This window comes from Bacillus sp. RC252 (genome assembly GCF_044909215.1).
Classification (GTDB): Bacteria; Bacillota; Bacilli; order Bacillales; family Bacillaceae_G; genus Bacillus_A; species Bacillus_A mycoides.
Map to the genome: position 1 here is coordinate 150,613 of NZ_JBIYDV010000011.1, position 18,192 is coordinate 168,804.

At 35.6% G+C, this 18,192-nt stretch carries 14 protein-coding genes and 1 riboswitch; of the genes, 3 read left to right on the forward strand and 11 right to left on the reverse strand.

Features of this window, described 5'->3' with window-relative positions:
• Positions 1–6 precede the first annotated feature (6 nt).
• The 6 genes from ABH960_RS17055 to rlmD all read right to left on the reverse strand — a co-directional run bounded on the left by ABH960_RS17055 (position 7) and on the right by rlmD (position 7,836).
• Complete coding sequence (locus ABH960_RS17055) at positions 7–516, reverse strand: MBL fold metallo-hydrolase (RefSeq protein WP_404446919.1); 510 nt, start codon at positions 514–516, stop codon at positions 7–9.
• A 2-nt stretch (positions 517–518) separates the two neighbouring features.
• On the reverse strand, positions 519–674 hold the full coding sequence (locus ABH960_RS17060; RefSeq protein ID WP_404446921.1) for an MBL fold metallo-hydrolase: 156 nt from the start codon (positions 672–674) through the stop codon (positions 519–521).
• Positions 675–915: 241 nt separating this feature from the next.
• Positions 916–1,674, reverse strand: coding sequence for a 4'-phosphopantetheinyl transferase family protein (locus ABH960_RS17065; RefSeq protein ID WP_404446924.1), 759 nt, complete (start codon positions 1,672–1,674; stop codon positions 916–918).
• Positions 1,675–1,832: 158 nt separating this feature from the next.
• Positions 1,833–2,411, reverse strand: coding sequence for an antiterminator LoaP (loaP, locus tag ABH960_RS17070; RefSeq protein ID WP_404446927.1), 579 nt, complete (start codon positions 2,409–2,411; stop codon positions 1,833–1,835).
• 2,770 nt (positions 2,412–5,181) lie between these two features.
• Entirely contained in the window at positions 5,182–6,144 is a 963-nt protein-coding gene (locus ABH960_RS17075) for a tRNA dihydrouridine synthase (RefSeq protein ID WP_404446930.1), read from the reverse strand.
• A 315-nt stretch (positions 6,145–6,459) separates the two neighbouring features.
• Positions 6,460–7,836 carry a 23S rRNA (uracil(1939)-C(5))-methyltransferase RlmD gene (gene rlmD, locus ABH960_RS17080; RefSeq protein ID WP_404446933.1) on the reverse strand — a complete coding sequence of 459 codons (1,377 nt, stop codon included), beginning with the start codon at positions 7,834–7,836 and terminating at the stop codon, positions 6,460–6,462.
• Positions 7,837–7,957: 121 nt separating this feature from the next.
• A riboswitch (purine riboswitch) is annotated at positions 7,958–8,059 on the forward strand.
• 197 nt (positions 8,060–8,256) lie between these two features.
• On the opposite strand from rlmD, the gene ABH960_RS17085 reads away from it, so the two are divergent.
• Positions 8,257–9,453, forward strand: coding sequence for a NupC/NupG family nucleoside CNT transporter (locus ABH960_RS17085; RefSeq protein ID WP_404446936.1), 1,197 nt, complete (start codon positions 8,257–8,259; stop codon positions 9,451–9,453).
• Positions 9,454–9,504: 51 nt separating this feature from the next.
• On the opposite strand, the gene ABH960_RS17090 is transcribed toward ABH960_RS17085, so the two are convergent.
• The gene (locus tag ABH960_RS17090) at positions 9,505–10,212 is read right to left on the reverse strand and encodes a hypothetical protein (protein WP_404446939.1); all 708 of its coding nucleotides are present in this window, start codon (positions 10,210–10,212) and stop codon (positions 9,505–9,507) included.
• 502 nt (positions 10,213–10,714) lie between these two features.
• Between ABH960_RS17090 and ABH960_RS17095 the strand changes: the two genes are divergently transcribed.
• Both ABH960_RS17095 and ABH960_RS17100 read left to right on the forward strand, forming a co-directional pair.
• Entirely contained in the window at positions 10,715–11,797 is a 1,083-nt protein-coding gene (locus tag ABH960_RS17095) for a polysaccharide deacetylase family protein (RefSeq protein ID WP_404446942.1), read from the forward strand.
• A 116-nt stretch (positions 11,798–11,913) separates the two neighbouring features.
• Positions 11,914–13,143, forward strand: a complete 1,230-nt coding sequence (locus tag ABH960_RS17100) for an aminopeptidase (RefSeq protein WP_404446945.1) — start codon at positions 11,914–11,916, stop codon at positions 13,141–13,143.
• 40 nt (positions 13,144–13,183) lie between these two features.
• Here ABH960_RS17100 and ABH960_RS17105 read toward each other — a convergent pair whose 3' ends face one another.
• The 4 genes from ABH960_RS17105 to gabT form a co-directional block, all read right to left on the reverse strand.
• A complete protein-coding gene (locus tag ABH960_RS17105; protein ID WP_000263259.1) occupies positions 13,184–13,507 on the reverse strand; it encodes a DMT family transporter in 324 nt (107 codons plus the stop codon).
• Between the two features lie 47 nt (positions 13,508–13,554).
• The gene (gabD, locus tag ABH960_RS17110) at positions 13,555–15,006 is read right to left on the reverse strand and encodes an NADP-dependent succinate-semialdehyde dehydrogenase (protein ID WP_002091321.1); all 1,452 of its coding nucleotides are present in this window, start codon (positions 15,004–15,006) and stop codon (positions 13,555–13,557) included.
• Positions 14,999–16,366 (reverse strand): sigma-54 interaction domain-containing protein, encoded by a 1,368-nt coding sequence (locus tag ABH960_RS17115; protein ID WP_404446949.1) that lies wholly within the window; start codon positions 16,364–16,366, stop codon positions 14,999–15,001. Before ABH960_RS17115 ends, gabD begins: the two co-directional genes overlap by 8 nt.
• A 306-nt stretch (positions 16,367–16,672) precedes the next feature.
• On the reverse strand, positions 16,673–18,037 hold the full coding sequence (gabT, locus tag ABH960_RS17120; protein WP_404446952.1) for a 4-aminobutyrate--2-oxoglutarate transaminase: 1,365 nt from the start codon (positions 18,035–18,037) through the stop codon (positions 16,673–16,675).
• Positions 18,038–18,192 lie beyond the last annotated feature (155 nt).

The window sequence follows — 18,192 nt, forward strand, 5'->3', positions numbered from 1 at the left end:
TAATAATCAAACAAAATTATAATTTAATTGTTGATTAGGACGCATTCGGAATTTCACGAAAGTTTCTACATCATCTATATGAAAATATAGGTTATGATCCATTAACACTTCCATAGATAAACCAGGAGATTTACCAAAAGAGTGGCCCGGATAGACCAAAACATTCGGATCAATGATGGATTTTATTTTCTTTATACTTTCAAACATTTTATAGGGATCGCCACCATCCGAATTACATATGCCACATCCTTCTATAAATAGCGTATCTCCTGTAAACAAGCTGTGCGACAATGAATAACACATTCCACCTACCGTATGACCTGGTGTCAAAATACAACGAATGGATGTATCCCCCAATAATATTATTCTTTGATCCTCTAAGGTCTCCATATTCTCACGTTGGAACCCATAATAATCTGCTTCTTTTCTCGATATGTAAACTTTACAGTTATATTTTGATACTAAGGGTTCAACTAATTGCACATGATCCTCATGAGAATGGGTGAGCAATATCATCTTTACTTGTATTTTTTTTTTTCTATTTCACTACATATCGCAGGCATGTCCCAAGCTGGATCGACAATAGCTGCCTGCTTTGTCAAACGATCAATAATAATATATACATAATTAATGATTTTTTTTCCTACTCTCAATACCCGCACATCATAAGTCATAGATTTGTACCTCTTTTTTAAAGTAATTTGCTATTTTTCTCAAAAGAAAAAGCCACTGTTAAATCAAATTAACAGCAGCAGAAAAACACCTTTTCTATTTTCATTTATGTATTACAGCTTACTTTAACAAATAATCTTTGAATAACTTCATTATTTTAAAGTAATTTGCTATTTTTCTCAAAAGAAAAGCCACTGTTAGATCAAATCAACAGCAGCAGAAAAACATCACTTCTATTCTCATTTATGTATTACAGCCTGCTTTAACAAACAACTGTTGAATAACTTCATTATTTAACTCCAATTGTTTCGGATAAACAATTGAACATACCTCATTTTGAAAAAGGAAAGAAACTGCCTCATATTGAGGGAAATTTGTAAATCGGCTAATTATGTAACCTTGTCGCTCTTCCATGTGATTCAATTCAAACAGCTGAATCGGAACCGTAAGCCCTGTCCGCAAAACCTTGGATAAGGCTTCTTTTGTTGTCCACAATATTGTAAAGAGCAACGAATCATGAAATATCAGAGAACGACATAGCGTTAATTCCAAGTCGGTTACATAAGGTTTAAAAAATGAAAGTAAACGTTCGTCGATGCTTTCCAAGTCAATTCCCATTGGTACGTGCTCCGTGTGGGCAATAGCAGCAGCCAGCTTGACATTATGTGTAATGCTGACCTGATAATTCCCCTTACTCGGATGCACAATCACTGGTTGTTGAAATAACCCTCGATCAATACAGATTGTTTCTAGTCGATTCTCGTGTATACTCATAGAGACCGCCAGTTTTGCGGCCATTCTTCCTGATAGGTAGCTCTGGATTCTCCGCTTGCTTTTTAATGAATCAAAGTAACTACGTTCAAGGGGATGCAAGCAATGAATTTCCGGTGAGAATGAACTCAGCTCCGCTGTTTGAAATACGGACAAATACGCACTCGCACCCTTTTCTTGTTTATCTGTAATCGCAACGGACCATAAGTCACAGTTGTTCTCTATATTCATCAGAATTTCCTTTTTTGTTTTTTATCGACATAGCTTCGCCCAATCATCTATATTCACATATACACTACCATGGAGTACTATGACGTCAAAGCTATACTAACGTACCGCAGCAACGATTAGCTTCACTTTTACTTTCTTTAAATGGTACCATTTTCCTTTTACGGTGTCAACATTTGAATACCTATATCAAGGACTTTTTCATCTCCCATAAATGTGAGTGCAATACGGGCTCTTTTCTTCCGTTTATCTATCTTTTTAATAATTCCTTCTTTCCCTTTTAGTGGGCCATCCAAGACAGTCACCTTTGCATTTTCTACATAAAGGGTCGAATAGTCAATTACTTCGCCGTTTCCGATAAGTTGCAAAACTTGAGTCATTTCCTCTTCATCAATTTTTGAAAACGAGAAGACGTCATTTGTATTTTCTACGCTATTCCCCATTGTAATCTTGCTCTTCTTTTTGTCCGGTTTTATATGATTGTCATATTGATTCAACAGTCGACAATACTGTGGTATTTGTTGAAGCTCATAGTAAATTTCAACGTTCATTTGCGTATTTAAAAAAACATAGCCAGGAAAGATTTTTTTTATAATCTCGTAACTCTTCCCTTGCTTCCGCTCTGTTAGTCTCCTTTTAGGTACGATTACATGAATATCCGTCTCATCAAGAAACTGATAGATCATCTTCCGTACTTTGTCTTCTTCTCCTGTGTTAACAAAAAGTGCATGCCAACCCATCCCCTTTTCCTACCTTCCGCAAAATATTCAAATAAAAAACAATCGTAATTCATTTGTAGTCCAACCTATACACCATAAAATTATAAAAAGGATATTAATTAAGAAATCTAGTGTTACGAATAATTTACTAGATAAAAACGATGAAAAACTTTCTTTTAAAATCATTTTCTAAATTTGTAGATTTGCTACTTAGTCTAGTCCCTGACGAAGAGTTGGATTAGAAACTGCGCTTTTTCATTTAGTTCATGATTCGCTCTAAAAAGCATAGCTTTTAATTTTATTACCTATTATTTTATTAAGATTTAACGATTGGATATCTCTAAATTTACAAAACAATATTGGCACCTGGGTACCAATATTGTTTTGTATTTAACCACTGATTTGAAATTGTATACCAATATCTCAGACTACATCCTTATTTTTCACAAAATTAAATCAAGAAAGGGGATATCATCAATTCCGAATCCCCTCCTTGATGCAGAAATAACGTTTTCTATATCTGCTCTAATCTTTAATAATTCTAGATGTCTATCTGTATATACTACTTTCCGCTGAATATCAGTTTGTAATTTATTTTCTGTAAAGCGAGTCGTATTATACTTCTTTTAGTATTGAATAAAAAAATGAGCTATAAATAGGAAATTTTCGCAATCACCCTTAGAGAATTAAACGTTATATATTACCTTCTAACTATTATAATTGTATTGCACCAGATTTAACCGCCGGGCAACTTATGATAAAATTGTTACTATCTCATAGAAATTTATCAACTATATTTATCAGAACTTCTTTTTTATTTTTTAATAGACATAACTTCGCCCAATCGTCTATATTCACATATACACTACGATGGAGTACTATGAAGTCAAACCTACACCAATATACCACAATAATGATCAGCTTCACTTTTATTTTATTTAAATGGTACCATTCCCCTTTTTCGATGTCAACATTTGGATACCTATATCGAGAAATCTTTTACCTCCCATAAATACGAGTGCTATATGGACTATCTATCTATTAAATAATTCCTTCTTCCCCTTTAAAAGGACCATCCAAGATAGTCACCTTTACATTTTCTACATAAAAGGTCGAACTTCACCTTAAAAAAACAAATCACAAATAAGATTAAGTTATTATTTGAATACCTACCTTTTGAACCAAAAAATTCAATTCCTTTTATAAAAGTGCACACAATGCTATTAGTAGAATGGTGAACTCTTAACATATGCTAAAATAATATCTTAGTTCTATCCAAGCAAAGCGTATATGTTTTGCACGTTTTAAAGATATTCAGATTTATTTTACTATAATAAGTTCTTCCTATAAATTTTCCTGCTTCATATCCCTCATTTCTTGCTATAATACATGCAGTAGGAATTAACATGTATTATATTAACAAATCATCCCTTATGATTTAGAAAGGAGTAATTGCTGCAAGAATGTTTCGCTATCTGCTGTTCAACATGGTATTCATGTTATTAGTCCTTCAGGTGCTTGTGAAAAAAATTAAAAATTTATACATAAAAAAACTACTTAAATCACAAACAGCTACTTCACCTTGATAAGATAAACAGCAAGAAACATGGAGGATTTTTATTTCCGATGAAAAGCTTTATAGCCCAGCCTCCATATTCGCCTAACGTTTACATAAAAAACATAAGTATCCTAATAAAATTCCATATAGAAAGAAAAAATTGATAAAATTTCTGCTCCTACTAGGTATTAGTTTTTATTTTGTTAGTAATTATTTGTGCTCAGGTATATTAATTATCGAAAAACATTAATAATCGTTCTATTTATTATGCATTAAGGAACTAGTATCCCTCAGGTAGCATGTAGAACTTTTCTTCTGACACAAATGTCAACAACATACTTATGCCATAGATTAAAACCTAACTTATAAAAACCTCACAATTTTACTCTCATATTTTATTTTGATAAGAGTAAAATTATCTTATTTCATTTATTTATTTTTGTATTATTTTAAAAGAAGGCATTTTTATTATCTCGGAGTAGTCTCATGCAAATCGAAGAAATCCTTATAACAACTAAAACAATTGGATGAATAATTCATGTATACTTGTACTCTTTTCTATCCATAAATCGCTCTCAATTTTTTATGGCACTTCAAATCAGATCAAAGAAACGGATCCTATATTTGCGGTAGCTCTGTTAAACAATCTTCCAGTTTCTGTGAAAGTCACATTATAGAGGAAAAGAAACTGCTTGAAATGGTCGGTTATTCAGCGTATAAAAGGTCTAATTAAAATTAATAAACTTTATGTTATTGCAGAGAAAAACGCTTCTAGAGCACAAACAGAACTATTAAAAGAAGTAATTAGACTTGAAGCTGAAAAGCTGAGTAATCAATTTAACAGCCTGTCAGTTTACATGCGGAAGGCACCATCTCTAAGGAATGGTTTAAAGAAAAGAATCAATTAATTGCTGATTAGCAAATGTTCCTTACAAGTCGAAAAATAGAACTGAAATTTCAATTAGAAGAAAAAAGGACTTAGGTATTAACACCCAAGCCTTCAAAAAATAGTAAAAGGTTTTTTAATTTTAAAGACCAGCAAGATATGAAACAAGTTCTTCAACGCTTCATTGTGAAGATTACGGTATTTGAAGATGCTGTGATTGATATCCACTACAATCTCGCACCTTAAGATAATTTGACATTAGGTACAGTTTACACTGCTGTACCTTTCAGAAAACAAACTTTATTAAAAGAAGGGTTATCGGTTACAAAGGAATTTCACTGTCCCCATCAACATTCTTTTTCAAACTTATCAAGCAACGCACGCACTTCATCAGTTGATTTCGTGTTCATCAATTGATTTCTTAATTCAGCAGCTCCAGGGAATCCTTTTACATAAATTTTGAAAAAGCGATGCAGCCCTGTGATTGAACGTGGTAGTACTTCTGCATATTGATCTTGAAGATCAAGCTGCAGTCTTAGAAGATCAAGATGTTCTTTACTGCTATGCTCTCTCGGCTCTTTTTCAAAAGCAAACGGATTTTTAAAGATACCTCGTCCGATCATAACGCCATCGATACCGTATTTTTCAGCAAGTTCCATTCCAGTTTGACGGTCAGGAATGTCTCCATTGATTGTTATTAACGTATTTGGTGCAATGCGATCACGTAATTTTTTAATTTCTGGAATTAGTTCCCAGTGTGCATCTACTTGGCTCATTTCTTCTCTTGTACGTAAGTGAATAGAAAGGTTTGCAATATCTTGTTTGAAAATGTGCGTTAACCAATCCTCCCACTCATTTAACTCTTTAAAGCCAAGTCGTGTTTTTACGCTGACAGGTAGTCCGCCCGCTTTTGCTGCTTGAATAAGTTCTGCCGCAACGTCTGGACGTAGAATTAGGCCACTACCTTTTCCTCTTGATGCTACGTTCGGTACAGGGCAGCCCATATTAATATCGATACCTTTAAATCCTAGCTCTGCCATACCAATACTCATTTGACGGAAATATTCAGGATTATCTCCCCAAATATGCGCCACTATCGGCTGTTCATCTTCTGTAAAAATTAAACGGCCACGTACACTTTTCATACCTTCTGGATGACAATAGCTATCCGAGTTTGTAAACTCTGTGAAAAATACATCTGGGCGACCAGCTTCACTTACTACGTGACGGAAAACAACATCTGTCACATCTTCCATTGGTGCAAGTACAAAAAATGGTCGTGGTAAATCACGCCAAAAATTATTTATCATTTCAAATTCAAATCCTCTCACTATGAATACATCTTCAAACTCTCAATTTATAATTTGTGAAAATCAGTAATATTTATTTTAACTAAAATCGCTTATGAATGGTATTTTTATAAAGTGAAACTTTAATCAGTGGGGGTTTTCTTCATCCCCCACTGATTATTAGCCTTCACCAATCGGGCTTTTACGGGCAGCCTAACCCCCACCTAACTTCTTTGCTTTCGCTGAATTTTGAAGTTGGGGTCTTACTGCCCGCAAATAGCGGGATAAACCAAAAAGCAGATGGCATAGATTTTTTCTATATCAACTGCTTTCCTATTATACCAACTTAAGCCAAGCTACACACTCCACATGAGTCGTATGCGGGAACATATCAACAGGTTGTACTTCCTGCGTTTTATATCCGCCTTCTTCTAGTACTTTTAAGTCACGTGCTAATGTTGCTGGGTTACATGATACGTATACGACGCGTTTTGGCTTCATGTCGATGATTGTGTTTAGTAGTGCTTCATCACAGCCTTTACGCGGTGGGTCGACGACCATTGTGTCGGCGATTACGCCTTCTTTATACCATTTAGGAATAACTACTTCTGCTTCTCCCACGCCAAATTCAGCGTTTGTCATGTTGTTTAGTGCTGCGTTTCGGTTTGCGTCTTCGATTGCTTCTGGAACAATTTCAACACCGTACACTTTTTTCGCTTTTTGCGCTAGGAATAAGGAGATTGATCCGATTCCGCAATAGGCATCGATTACTGTTTCGTTACCATTTAACTTTGCGTATTCTAACGTTTTATCGTATAGCACTTTCGTTTGTTCTGGGTTTACTTGATAGAATGAACGTGCTGAAATCGCAAATTTAATGTCACCGATAAAGTCATAAATATATTCTGATCCGTACAGTACTGTCGTTTTGTCTCCGAAAATAACGTTTGTACGTTTCGTGTTTACGTTTTGAACGATTGATTTTACTTCTGGGAATTTCGCTGCGATTTCTTCAATGATTGCTTCTTTATTTGGCAGGTCAGCTGTACGTGTAATGAAGACAAGCATAATTTCCCCTGTTACTTGTCCGTAGCGAGCCATTACGTGGCGAAGTGTTCCCTTGTTACGCTCTTCATTGTAAGCCGAGATACCGTTCTTTTCACAAATACGTTTTACTTCTTGAATTAATGTATCGTTTTCTTCCGCCTGAATTAAGCATGATTCCATATTAATGATGTCATGCGTTCCTTGACGATAGAAACCAGCTACAAGTCCACCTTCGCGTTCTCCAATTGGTACTTGTGCTTTATTACGGTATACCCACGGGTTTTTCATGCCAAGTACAGGATGAACAGGAACATCGCTTAATCCGCCGATGCGCTGCATAACGTCACGTACTTGTTTTTCTTTCGCTTTTAATTGTCCTTCGTACGTTAAGTGCTGAAGCTGGCAACCTCCGCACTCGTTGTACACGGGGCATTCTGCATCTTTACGATATGGACTTTCTTGATGAAGCTTCATTAAACGACCAAACGCGAAGTTTTTCTTCACTTTAATAATTTTAATTTGCGCTTCCTCACCTGGTAATCCGTTTTTTACGAAAATAGGATATCCCTTCACTTTCGCAACACCGGCACCATCATGTGTTAAATCTTCAAACACTACATCTATAAACTCGTTTTTTTCAACTGGTGGCGTCATTTTTGTACTCATTTTCCGACCTCTCTTTTTCATAACACTGCGTTACATTTTATCATACTTATATGGTCTATTTCTATTGGAAGAAAAAAAGCTATTGACGATAGTTCTCTACTAATGTTACGCTACTACTAATTTAATACGGACGATGTTACCTCATATATAGTCGATAATATGGATCGAGAGTTTCTACCCGGCAACCTTAAATTGCTGGACTATGGGGAAAACTAATGAATATTAGCCTATGTATAAAAAAGACTCCTATTGATTAGCTTTCTCTTATAGATGAAAGTGAATCAATAGGAGTCTTTTTTTTATTTTTCAAAAAGGTCAGACATCTTACGTATGACATGAAACTTCCATTACTTTATTTTTAGTAATATAACGAGCGTTTTATGTAAAAACTTTATACGAACTTCTGAAAGGGGCAACTACATGCAATATGTAATGAGCATTATCGGTATTCTTGTCGTTTTAGGTTTATGCTTTGCTTTGTCAAACAATAGAAGTAAAATCAACTTCCGTGCAATTGCTATTATGATTAGTTTCCAAATTTTAATCGGTTGGTTTATGTTTGGCACAAAGATCGGACAGCAAATTATCATCTTCATTAGTAAAGTTTTCAACAAACTAATTAAACTTGGTACGACAGGTGTCGATTTTCTCTTTAATGGAATTCAAAGAGATTTTGTCTTTTTCTTAAATGTATTATTAATTATCGTATTTTTCTCAGCACTACTTTCTATCTTTAGTTATTTAGGTGTTTTACCATTCATCGTTCGTATTGTCGGCGGTGCACTTTCAAAAATTACTGGTTTACCACGCGTTGAATCATTCCACGCAGTAAATTCTGTATTCTTCGGTTCAAGTGAAGCGTTAATCGTTATTAAAAATGATTTACAACATTTTAATAAAAACCGTATGTTTATCATTTGTTGTTCTGCAATGAGCTCAGTTTCTGCCTCTGTAACAGCATCATACGTTATGATGTTAGATGCGAAATATGTATTAGCGGCTCTTCCGCTAAACTTATTCTCAAGCTTAATCGTTTGTTCATTATTAACACCAGTTGATACGAAAAAAGAAGACGAAGTGGTTCAAAAATTTGATAGAAACCTATTCGGAGATAGCCTTATCGGCGCTATGATTAACGGTGCGCTTGATGGTTTAAAAGTAGCTGGTATCGTTGCTGCGTTAATGATTGCCTTCATTGGTGTTATGGAAGTTGTAAACTACGTAATTAGCGCTGCTTCAGGTGCAATGGGATATGCTGTTACTTTACAACAAATCTTCGGTTATATACTTTCTCCATTCGCATTCTTAATGGGTATTCCAACTCAAGATATTATCCCAGCTGGTGGTATTATGGGTACGAAGATTGTCTTAAATGAATTCGTAGCAATCCTTGATTTAAAAGGCGCTGCTGCAACATTATCTCCACGTACAGTTGGAATCGTTACAGTATTCTTAATTAGCTTCGCAAGTATTAGCCAAATTGGTGCGATTGTTGGTACAATCCGTGCCCTTTCTGAAAAACAAGGAAGCATCGTATCTAAATTTGGTTGGAAAATGCTATTTGCATCAACACTTGCTTCTATTTTATCTGCAACAATCGCTGGATTGTTTATTTAATAAAAAATCACCTTCGCTTAGACAGCAAGGTGATTTTTTTATTATCATCATTTAAGAAACTGAAGAAAACTCTAATACCTCTTCCTTATTAAGGATTTCTCCCTTATATTCACCTTTCACCGAAATATCAATAATTGATTTATTTCCTGTTTCCATTTTCCCTAAAGAAAACATATATATTAAGTCATCTTTTTTTAACATCCATTGTTTTCCGTGCCAAGGACCAGTTAACTTCTGTTCTGGCGATGCCAGTATTTCTCCAAAATATTCACATTCGCCTAGAGATGTTTTTACTGTATTCTTCTCCGTATCAATAACTATATATTTAAGAAGTTTTATACTTTCACTTGAAAAAATCTCTACTTCATGGTCACTTTTTTTCTTGAATTTCAGCTTTCCATCCTTTGTATTAACCAATTTACTTTGATCAATTGCATTTAGTACAAACTCATACTCTTCTTTTGTAACACCGAAATTAGGATGATATGGAAAACTTTTTTTCTCTGCATGCTCTTCTACGTATTTTAAATACCATTCCATATTATTCACTAGATGCTCTCTCATTCTTTGACCAATATTCCCTACCTTTTTAAGAGCATCTGGATCCATCTCTAATGTCATAATATCCGCCGTCACTTCCGCATTCATAAGATGCTGTGGAATATACTCTTCCACACTATTCGCTTTACTCGTTTCACTTTGACAACCGACTATGAATAGCGATATGAGCAGGATATATACTAATTTTTTATACTTCATCTCTGTTCTCCACTCCGTACATCATTCTTACTTAAATTTATAGCGTTTCTTATTATAGTTTAAAATCCTGATGTTTTAATAAAAACTATCCATATATGCAAAATTACATATTAACAAGCCTTTCTCTCACTTTAAAATTAGCTTAAATTAATTACCAAAATATACAAATCAGAAACTTATAATGTTATAATTTGTAAAAAACATTGGAGGATATTATGAAAGCCCACGCCCTTTTCGACTTCTTACACTTACTAGTTTTAAGCATGAAAAGCTATTATGTGTGGGGAATGCCAATCTATGTATTCATCATCCCTCTTATTTTTGTAGTAGGTTATATCATTATCAAATCAAATAAGAAACGAAAGAATACCTCTATTCAAAGTCACTAACCTATCCCATATCTAAAAATGATATGATGAACAAGGGTATATCCCCACCTCTCTTACAGAGGTGGGGATTTTAATGTAAGTATGCAACATAATACACAATAGAAGGTGATTTTATGAGAAAATACGCAGCAATTGCTTTATGTACGTCTGCCATTCTAGCAGGCTGTAACACAAATAATGCTAGCCCAGAATCTGCAAAAGAGAAAAAGGTACAAGAAGTAAAAAAACAAGAAGCGACTGTACAAACACAAGGTAAAATTTCTTATAATCCAATTACGCACGAATCTACAAACGCAAATATTCATATTACAGACATAAAGGATTCTTTAACCGAAGTACAATATAAAATTTGGCGCACTGCTGATGGAAAGGAAAGTGCTAAATCTTTTTCTTCTAAAGAGAAAGATCAACAATTTACACTGCCCTTTGATATAAAAGAATTTGAAGGGAAACGCGGTGAATATCAAATTGAAGCTACAGGAACAACAGAGGGTGGAAAAGCTATTCCACTTACAAAATCTACTATTACTTTCGAGCAAAAAGTTCCTGTTCTTATGTACCACGCAATTGATGATTATCATGGACAAGGTATTAAAGATTTATTCGTATCGCCCGCTAACTTTGAAGCACAAATGAAGTATTTAAAAGACAATGGTTATACATTATTAACATTTGAACGCTGGGGCGATATAAATAAAGTAAACAAGCCGATTTTCGTTACATTTGATGACGGTATGAAAAATAATATGAATGCATTTCACATTTTACAAATGCTAAAAGATGATACTTTTAAACCAGCGGCAACGGAATATATGATTGTTGATAACGTTGATGTAGAAGGCGCCCTTTCTACATCTGAAATAAAAGAAATGGTTGATTCAGGTATTTTTTCTGTACAATCTCATACAGCAACACATGCAGACTTGCCGAAAATTACAAACTATGAAGAAGAGTTAAAAGGATCAAAAGAAAAGCTAGAAAAAATAACAGGTAAGCCTGTTATCGCAATTGCTTATCCATTCGGTCATGTAGACGATAACGTTGTCGCAGAAACGAAGAAATACTATCAATTTGCAACAACAACGAAGCCTGGACAATTCATTACGAAGGGTGAACCTGATGAGTTGTTAAAAATGAAGCGTGTTCGCATACACCATACAACTACTGTGGAGCAATTCGCCTCTTCCATTAAATAAATGTGAGAGCTCAATACATTTTGAGCTCTCTTTTTACGTTATATTTATATATATTTTTAGAATTTTCTTGTATTATATATAGTAAGAAATCTTTCAAACTAAAGGAGATTATACATATGTCATTTGAACAAACGTTAGAGAAGTATGCTGCCCTTGCAGTCAATGTTGGTATTAATATTCAGCCCGGACAAACTTTATCAATTAGTGCACCTCTTGAGGCTGTACAGTTTGTACGCCTCGTTACAGAAAAAGCATATCAATCTGGTGCAAAACACGTATATGTTGATTGGAATGATGAGACGTTAACACGCTTAAAATTCGATCTAGCTCCTGAAGAAGCTTTCTCTGAATTCCCTTCTTGGAAAGCACATGCTCGTGAAGAATTAGCAAAAGAAGGCGCTGCATTTATGTCCATCTATGCAGAGAATCCTGATCTATTAAAAGGTGTAGAACCAAAGAAAATTGCAACAGCTCATAAAGTAGCTGGAGAAGCGATGAAAGTATACCGTGATTATGTACAAGCAGATAAAGTAAGCTGGTGCGTAATTTCTGTTCCTACGAAAGAATGGGCTGCAAAAGTATTCCCTGACGTAGCGCCAGAAGAACAAGAAACAAAACTATGGGATGCTATCTTCAAAGCTACTCGTGCTGATTTAGAAAATCCTGTGGAAGCATGGAAAGAACATGATGAAACACTACATACAAAAGTAGATTACTTAAACGAAAAACATTATAAAGCTCTTCACTATACAGGCCCTGGAACAGACTTAACAATCGAACTTCCAGAGAAGCATGTATGGGCTGGTGCTGGTAGCTTAAATGAAAAGAACGTAGCATTTATGGCTAACATTCCAACTGAAGAGGTATTTACAATGCCTCTTAAAACAGGCGTGAACGGCCAAGTATCTAGCACAAAACCGTTAGCATTTGCAGGTAACATTATCGATAACTTTACGTTAACATTTGAAAACGGACGTATCGTAGACTATAAAGCTGAATCTGGTGAGGAAGCTTTAAAACATTTAGTGGAAACAGATGAAGGTTCTCACTTCTTAGGCGAAGTAGCTTTAGTACCTCATGATTCACCAATTTCAAACACAAATATTTTATTCTACAATACGCTATTTGACGAAAATGCATCTTGCCACCTTGCAATCGGAAATGCTTATGCATTTAACTTAGTTGGCGGAAAAACAATGTCTAAAGAAGAACTTGCTGAAAATGGCGCAAACGCTAGTATTACACACGAAGACTTCATGATTGGATCAGCTGAGCTTGATATCGACGGTATTACAGCTGATGGAAGACATGAACCGATCTTCCGTAAAGGTAACTGGGCGTTTTAATAAAAATAAAAGGCTATCTTCCACGCCGGAAGATAGCCTTTTATGATGCCGATGACACTTTCAGTCCAATTACTCCTAAAACAATAAAGAGAATACAAAATGCTTGGAATAAATTAATATGCTCTTTAAAAAAGTACACACTAATGATTGTAATAAGTAGCGTTCCCACACCAGACCAAATTGCATAAGCAATGCTTAAATGAATCTTTTTAACAACGATAGCAAACACGCTGAAACAAATTCCATAGAATACGAAAATAAGTACACTTGGAACAAGCTTTGTTAAACCGTTCGATAACTTCATCGCAATCGTTCCAGCTACTTCAAAAATAATTGTTACGAGTAATAATAGCCAATATACCATACTAGAATCTCCTTCTCTGTTACCTTATAGAGATTCTAGTATACTACTTATAGTCCTAACGAAATATATTTAATTTCTAAATATTCCTCGATACCGAAATGGCCTCCTTCACGGCCGATACCACTTTCTTTAAAGCCTCCAAATGGTGCTTGTGCAACTGATGGAAGGCCATCGTTTAAGCCGATAATTCCGTACTCTAACGCTTCACTAATTTGGAATGCTTGGCTAATATCTTTTGTGAAAATATAAGCAGCCAAGCCATATGGTGTATTATTTGCTCGTTCGATTACTTCTTCAACTGTTTTAAATTTCGCAACTGGTGCAACCGGTCCAAATGTTTCTTCATTCATACAAAGCATCGTGTCATTTGCCAATCCAATTACTGTTGGCTGAATGAAATAACCATCTAACTCTGCAAATTTATGGCCACCGTATAAAACTTCTCCGCCCTTTTGAATTGCATCTTCAATATGTTCTTGTACTTTCGAAACTGCATTCGCATCAATAAGTGGACCTACAGTTGTTCCTTCGCCGAATCCATCTCCGACTTTAAGCTGCTCTACAGCTGTTGTGAACTTCCCTGCAAATTCTTCATACACTTCTTCTTGAACAAAGATGCGGTTTGTACATATACACGTTTGTCCTGCGTTACGGAATTTCGAACCAATTACCGCTTCTACCGCCTTATCTAAATCAGCATCATTCATAACAATAAATGGAGCGTGACCACCTAATTCAAGCGAAACCTTTTTCATCGTTTGCGCAGCGCTAGCCATTAATTCTTTTCCAATTTCAGTTGATCCTGTAAAGGAAACTTTTCGAACGCGCTCATCTTCCATCCACGTATCAGCAATTGCTTTTGCACTACCTGTTACAATATTTATTACACCTTTTGGAATATCTGCTTCATGTGCTAATTCAACTAACTTCAATGCAGTTAATGGCGTTTGACTCGCTGGTTTCACAACTGCCGTACAGCCTGCTGCAAGTGCTGGAGCTACCTTTCTCGTAATCATAGCAGCCGGGAAATTCCAAGGCGTAATAGCTGCCATAACCCCAACTGGTTGCTTCATAACTAAAATACGCTTATTCGGATGAGAAGCAGGAATCATTTCACCGTATATTCGCTTTCCTTCTTCTGCGTACCATTCAACAAAACTATTTGCATAATTTACTTCACCAAGTGCTTCTGCAAACGGCTTCCCTTGCTCTCTCGTCATGATTGCTGCAATTTCTTCTTTATTTTCATCAATGAGCGTGAACCATTTTTTTAACTTTACTGCGCGATCCGCTGCCGTTAATTTTGACCATAATTTAAAAGCCTCATGTGCAGCATCAACTGCTTGCTTTGCCTCTGTAATCCCGCCCTTTGGTACAGTTGCAAATACTTCCTTTGTCGCTGGATTATTCACTTCGATTTGTTCTTGCAGTGTAATCCACTCACCATTTATATACATCGCTTTTTTCTCTAAGTTTACGAACGTCGCTTTTTTATCCAATGTTTTCTTCCTCCTCTATGAACTTCTTAATCTTCCTAGTAGCAGCAGATTGACTTATTTGTAAAAACTCAGCCACTTTATAACTTGATCCATACGTTTTATACGCTTTAAGAATAATATTTCTCTCTACCTCTTCCAGCATTCTATAAAGACTTTGTCCGGATTGTTCAACTGTGGCCTCTTGCATAGATAGTGGCAAATCTTCTACCATTACAAAATCATCTGCAGTGATAACAATTCGTTCAATTACATTTTCAATCTCTCTATTATTTCCTTCCCAAGGGTACCCTACAAACATTTGTAACGTACTAGGTGCTAACTTCACATCACGTCCGTACTTTTTATTAAAATGCTGTAAATAATGATAGATGAGCGGCAAAATGTCTTCTATTCTCTCCCGAAGTGGCGGAATTGAAATTGGAATGACATTCAGACGATAGTATAAATCTTTCCGGAATGTTCCTTGTTTCACCATCGTACTTAAATCTCTATTTGTTGCCGCTACAATTCTAACGTCCACCTTTTTTAATTCTCTTCCGCCTATAGGACGAAACGTTTTTTCTTGCAATACTTGCAAAAGCTTCGCTTGAATTTCAAGCGGCATTTCACCAATTTCATCTAAGAAAAGGGTTCCTTTATGCGCTGATTCTAATAGCCCCTTTTTCCCTTCACGATTTGCACCTGTAAAAGACCCACCTGAATATCCAAAAAGCTCAGATTCGATTAAATTCGTCGGCAATGCCGCACAATTAATTTCATAGAAACTTTCATTCTTCCGGTGACTCACTTCATGCAAATGGCGTACTAATCGGCTTTTCCCCACTCCAGTCTCACCTAATACGAGAACAGTACTATCTACTACAGATACTTTTTTTATTGTTTCGATTATTTTTTGCATAGTGATACTTTTAAAAATAAGTCCTTCGTGTTCATATGTTTCTCTTAATTCTTTTTTATATGTTTTTAACTGATTATCCATTTCCTCTACCTTTTGACGTAATTGATAGAGTTCTGTAAGATCACGAGAATAACTAATCACTCTTCTTAAATTTCCCTCATCATCAAAAACAGGCCTTGTACGAACATGCAAATACTCTCCTGATTTCGTTGTTTGAACAAGTTCAACTGGCCTTTTCTTTTCAATTACTTCTAACGTTGCAGACGGATAAAAAATCCCTTCTTTTTGTAGTTCTTTTACATGCTTTCCTACCAATTCCTTAGCAGAGAGCTGGTAATGTCTTTCACACATGCTATTTACACGTACAACGATTCCTTTATCATCCGTAACAAAAATTTCGTCAAATGCATATTCAAATACATCTTGTAAATCCATCAACACTCGTTCCTTTTCTGCAACCATCCTAGCCACCCCTTACTTTAAATCCATCGATTCACTTCACTACCTTTATTATAAAGTGAATTTTCTGCATTTTATATAGAGTAAGCTAGAATGTTTTCAATTTGTTATTTATACAAATCTATTTATATTTTTCAACACATAATTCGCTGCCTTGAAAAATACAGAATGCCATCGCAACCACACCCTCACTTTGTTTTAGCTTGGCATGGAGCAGGAAAAGGGGCTGATCGATTCTATATATGACCAGATGCTCTCTTCCGCCTAAAAAGAAAAGCTTTATGCCCTTTTTTAAGTTATCCCAATTCTTTAAACACGAGCGATATTTGCTTGCTCATAACAAGCTTGCAATGATTCTTCAATTATTGTTAAACCTTCCTCAAGTTGCTCATCTGTAATCACTAATGGCATTAAAACACGAATAACATTTCCATATGTTCCTGCTGATAGTAGAAGTAATCCATGCTTATTTGCTTCTGCACATAAATTAGACGCTAGTGTTTTATCAGGCGCTTTCGTCTTGCGATCTTGAACGAGCTCGAATGCACACATTGCCCCTAAGCCACGCACATCACCGATGCAATTATATTTGTTTTTCATCTCTTGGAATCGGTTCATTACGACTTTCCCTACTTCTATCGCTCTATCATTTAATTTCTCTTTTTCTATTACATCAAGCACAGCTAATGCAGCCGCACATCCTAGTGGGCTTCCTGCATATGTTCCGCCCAGTTCTCCCGGTGCAGACTCATTCATAATTTCTTTACGCCCAATCACGCCGCTTATCGGTACACCAGCACCTAATGATTTAGATACCGTAATTAAGTCTGGAACGACCTCATAATGATCAATTGCAAAGTATTTTCCGGTACGACTAAAGCCTGTTTGAATTTCATCAGCTACAAATAAAATACCGTGCTCTGAACAAATGCTGCGTACTTCTTGAACGAATTTCTTACTTGGAACGATAAATCCGCCTTCCCCTTGAACAGGTTCCATTACAACAGCTGCAATTGTTTCTGGTGCTACTTCTGATATGAAGAAGTTCTTAAACTCTTCAATGATAAAGTCATCATACTGCTCTTCTGTTAACCCTTCTGGGCGACGGTATTCATATGGGAATGGCGCTTTATATACTTCTGGAGCAAATGGGCCAAATCCAAATTTATATGGTTTTACTTTACTTGTCATCGTCATTGTCATTAATGTACGCCCATGAAATCCTTTAGAAAATGCGATAATTCCAGGTCTCTTCGTATATTTACGAGCAATCTTCACTGCATTTTCAACCGCTTCTGCCCCACTATTTAAAAACAGCACTTGTTTATCGAAATTACCTGGTGCTAATGCGGCAAGCTTTTCCGCTAATTCAATATACGGCTCATACATCATCACATTAAATCCAGTATGAATATATTGATCTACTTGTTTATGAAGCGCTTCTTTAACAGCTGGATGACAGTGTCCTACATTAATTGTCCCAATTGCTCCTGCGAAATCAATGTAATGATTTCCATCCACATCTGTTACGAGTGCACCATTTGCAGACTGTACAAATGTTGGAATACCATTACTTACTCCTTTTGGTACTATATTTTGGCGGCGTTCTAATAAAGACGCTGCTTTCGGTCCTGGAATTTGTTCATTTACCTTAGCAAATTTTTTTGTGTTCATTGTGTACCCCATCCTTTTCTATACAATGTTTTCTCTTTATATTGCAAGATGTATGCCAACTTCCTCTTTCTAGTATTCATCCCATTCTCTTACTATCTTGGCATAAAAAAATAAGTCTATAAGGACTCATATAGAGTCCTTATAGACTTATCCAT

What these genes read in the sequence shown, in the direction of transcription:
- ABH960_RS17055 (WP_404446919.1), bottom strand. Translation starts at nt 516, where the DNA reads ATGATATTGCTCACCCATTCTCATGAGGATCATGTGCAATTAGTTGAA.
- ABH960_RS17060 (WP_404446921.1), bottom strand. Translation starts at nt 674, where the DNA reads ATGACTTATGATGTGCGGGTATTGAGAGTAGGAAAAAAAATCATTAAT.
- ABH960_RS17065 (WP_404446924.1), bottom strand. Translation starts at nt 1,674, where the DNA reads ATGAATATAGAGAACAACTGTGACTTATGGTCCGTTGCGATTACAGAT.
- loaP (WP_404446927.1), bottom strand. Translation starts at nt 2,411, where the DNA reads ATGGGTTGGCATGCACTTTTTGTTAACACAGGAGAAGAAGACAAAGTA.
- ABH960_RS17075 (WP_404446930.1), bottom strand. Translation starts at nt 6,144, where the DNA reads ATGATAAATAATTTTTGGCGTGATTTACCACGACCATTTTTTGTACTT.
- rlmD (WP_404446933.1), bottom strand. Translation starts at nt 7,836, where the DNA reads ATGAGTACAAAAATGACGCCACCAGTTGAAAAAAACGAGTTTATAGAT.
- ABH960_RS17085 (WP_404446936.1), top strand. Translation starts at nt 8,257, where the DNA reads ATGCAATATGTAATGAGCATTATCGGTATTCTTGTCGTTTTAGGTTTA.
- ABH960_RS17090 (WP_404446939.1), bottom strand. Translation starts at nt 10,212, where the DNA reads ATGAAGTATAAAAAATTAGTATATATCCTGCTCATATCGCTATTCATA.
- ABH960_RS17095 (WP_404446942.1), top strand. Translation starts at nt 10,715, where the DNA reads ATGAGAAAATACGCAGCAATTGCTTTATGTACGTCTGCCATTCTAGCA.
- ABH960_RS17100 (WP_404446945.1), top strand. Translation starts at nt 11,914, where the DNA reads ATGTCATTTGAACAAACGTTAGAGAAGTATGCTGCCCTTGCAGTCAAT.
- ABH960_RS17105 (WP_000263259.1), bottom strand. Translation starts at nt 13,507, where the DNA reads ATGGTATATTGGCTATTATTACTCGTAACAATTATTTTTGAAGTAGCT.
- ABH960_RS17115 (WP_404446949.1), bottom strand. Translation starts at nt 16,366, where the DNA reads ATGGTTGCAGAAAAGGAACGAGTGTTGATGGATTTACAAGATGTATTT.
- gabT (WP_404446952.1), bottom strand. Translation starts at nt 18,037, where the DNA reads ATGAACACAAAAAAATTTGCTAAGGTAAATGAACAAATTCCAGGACCG.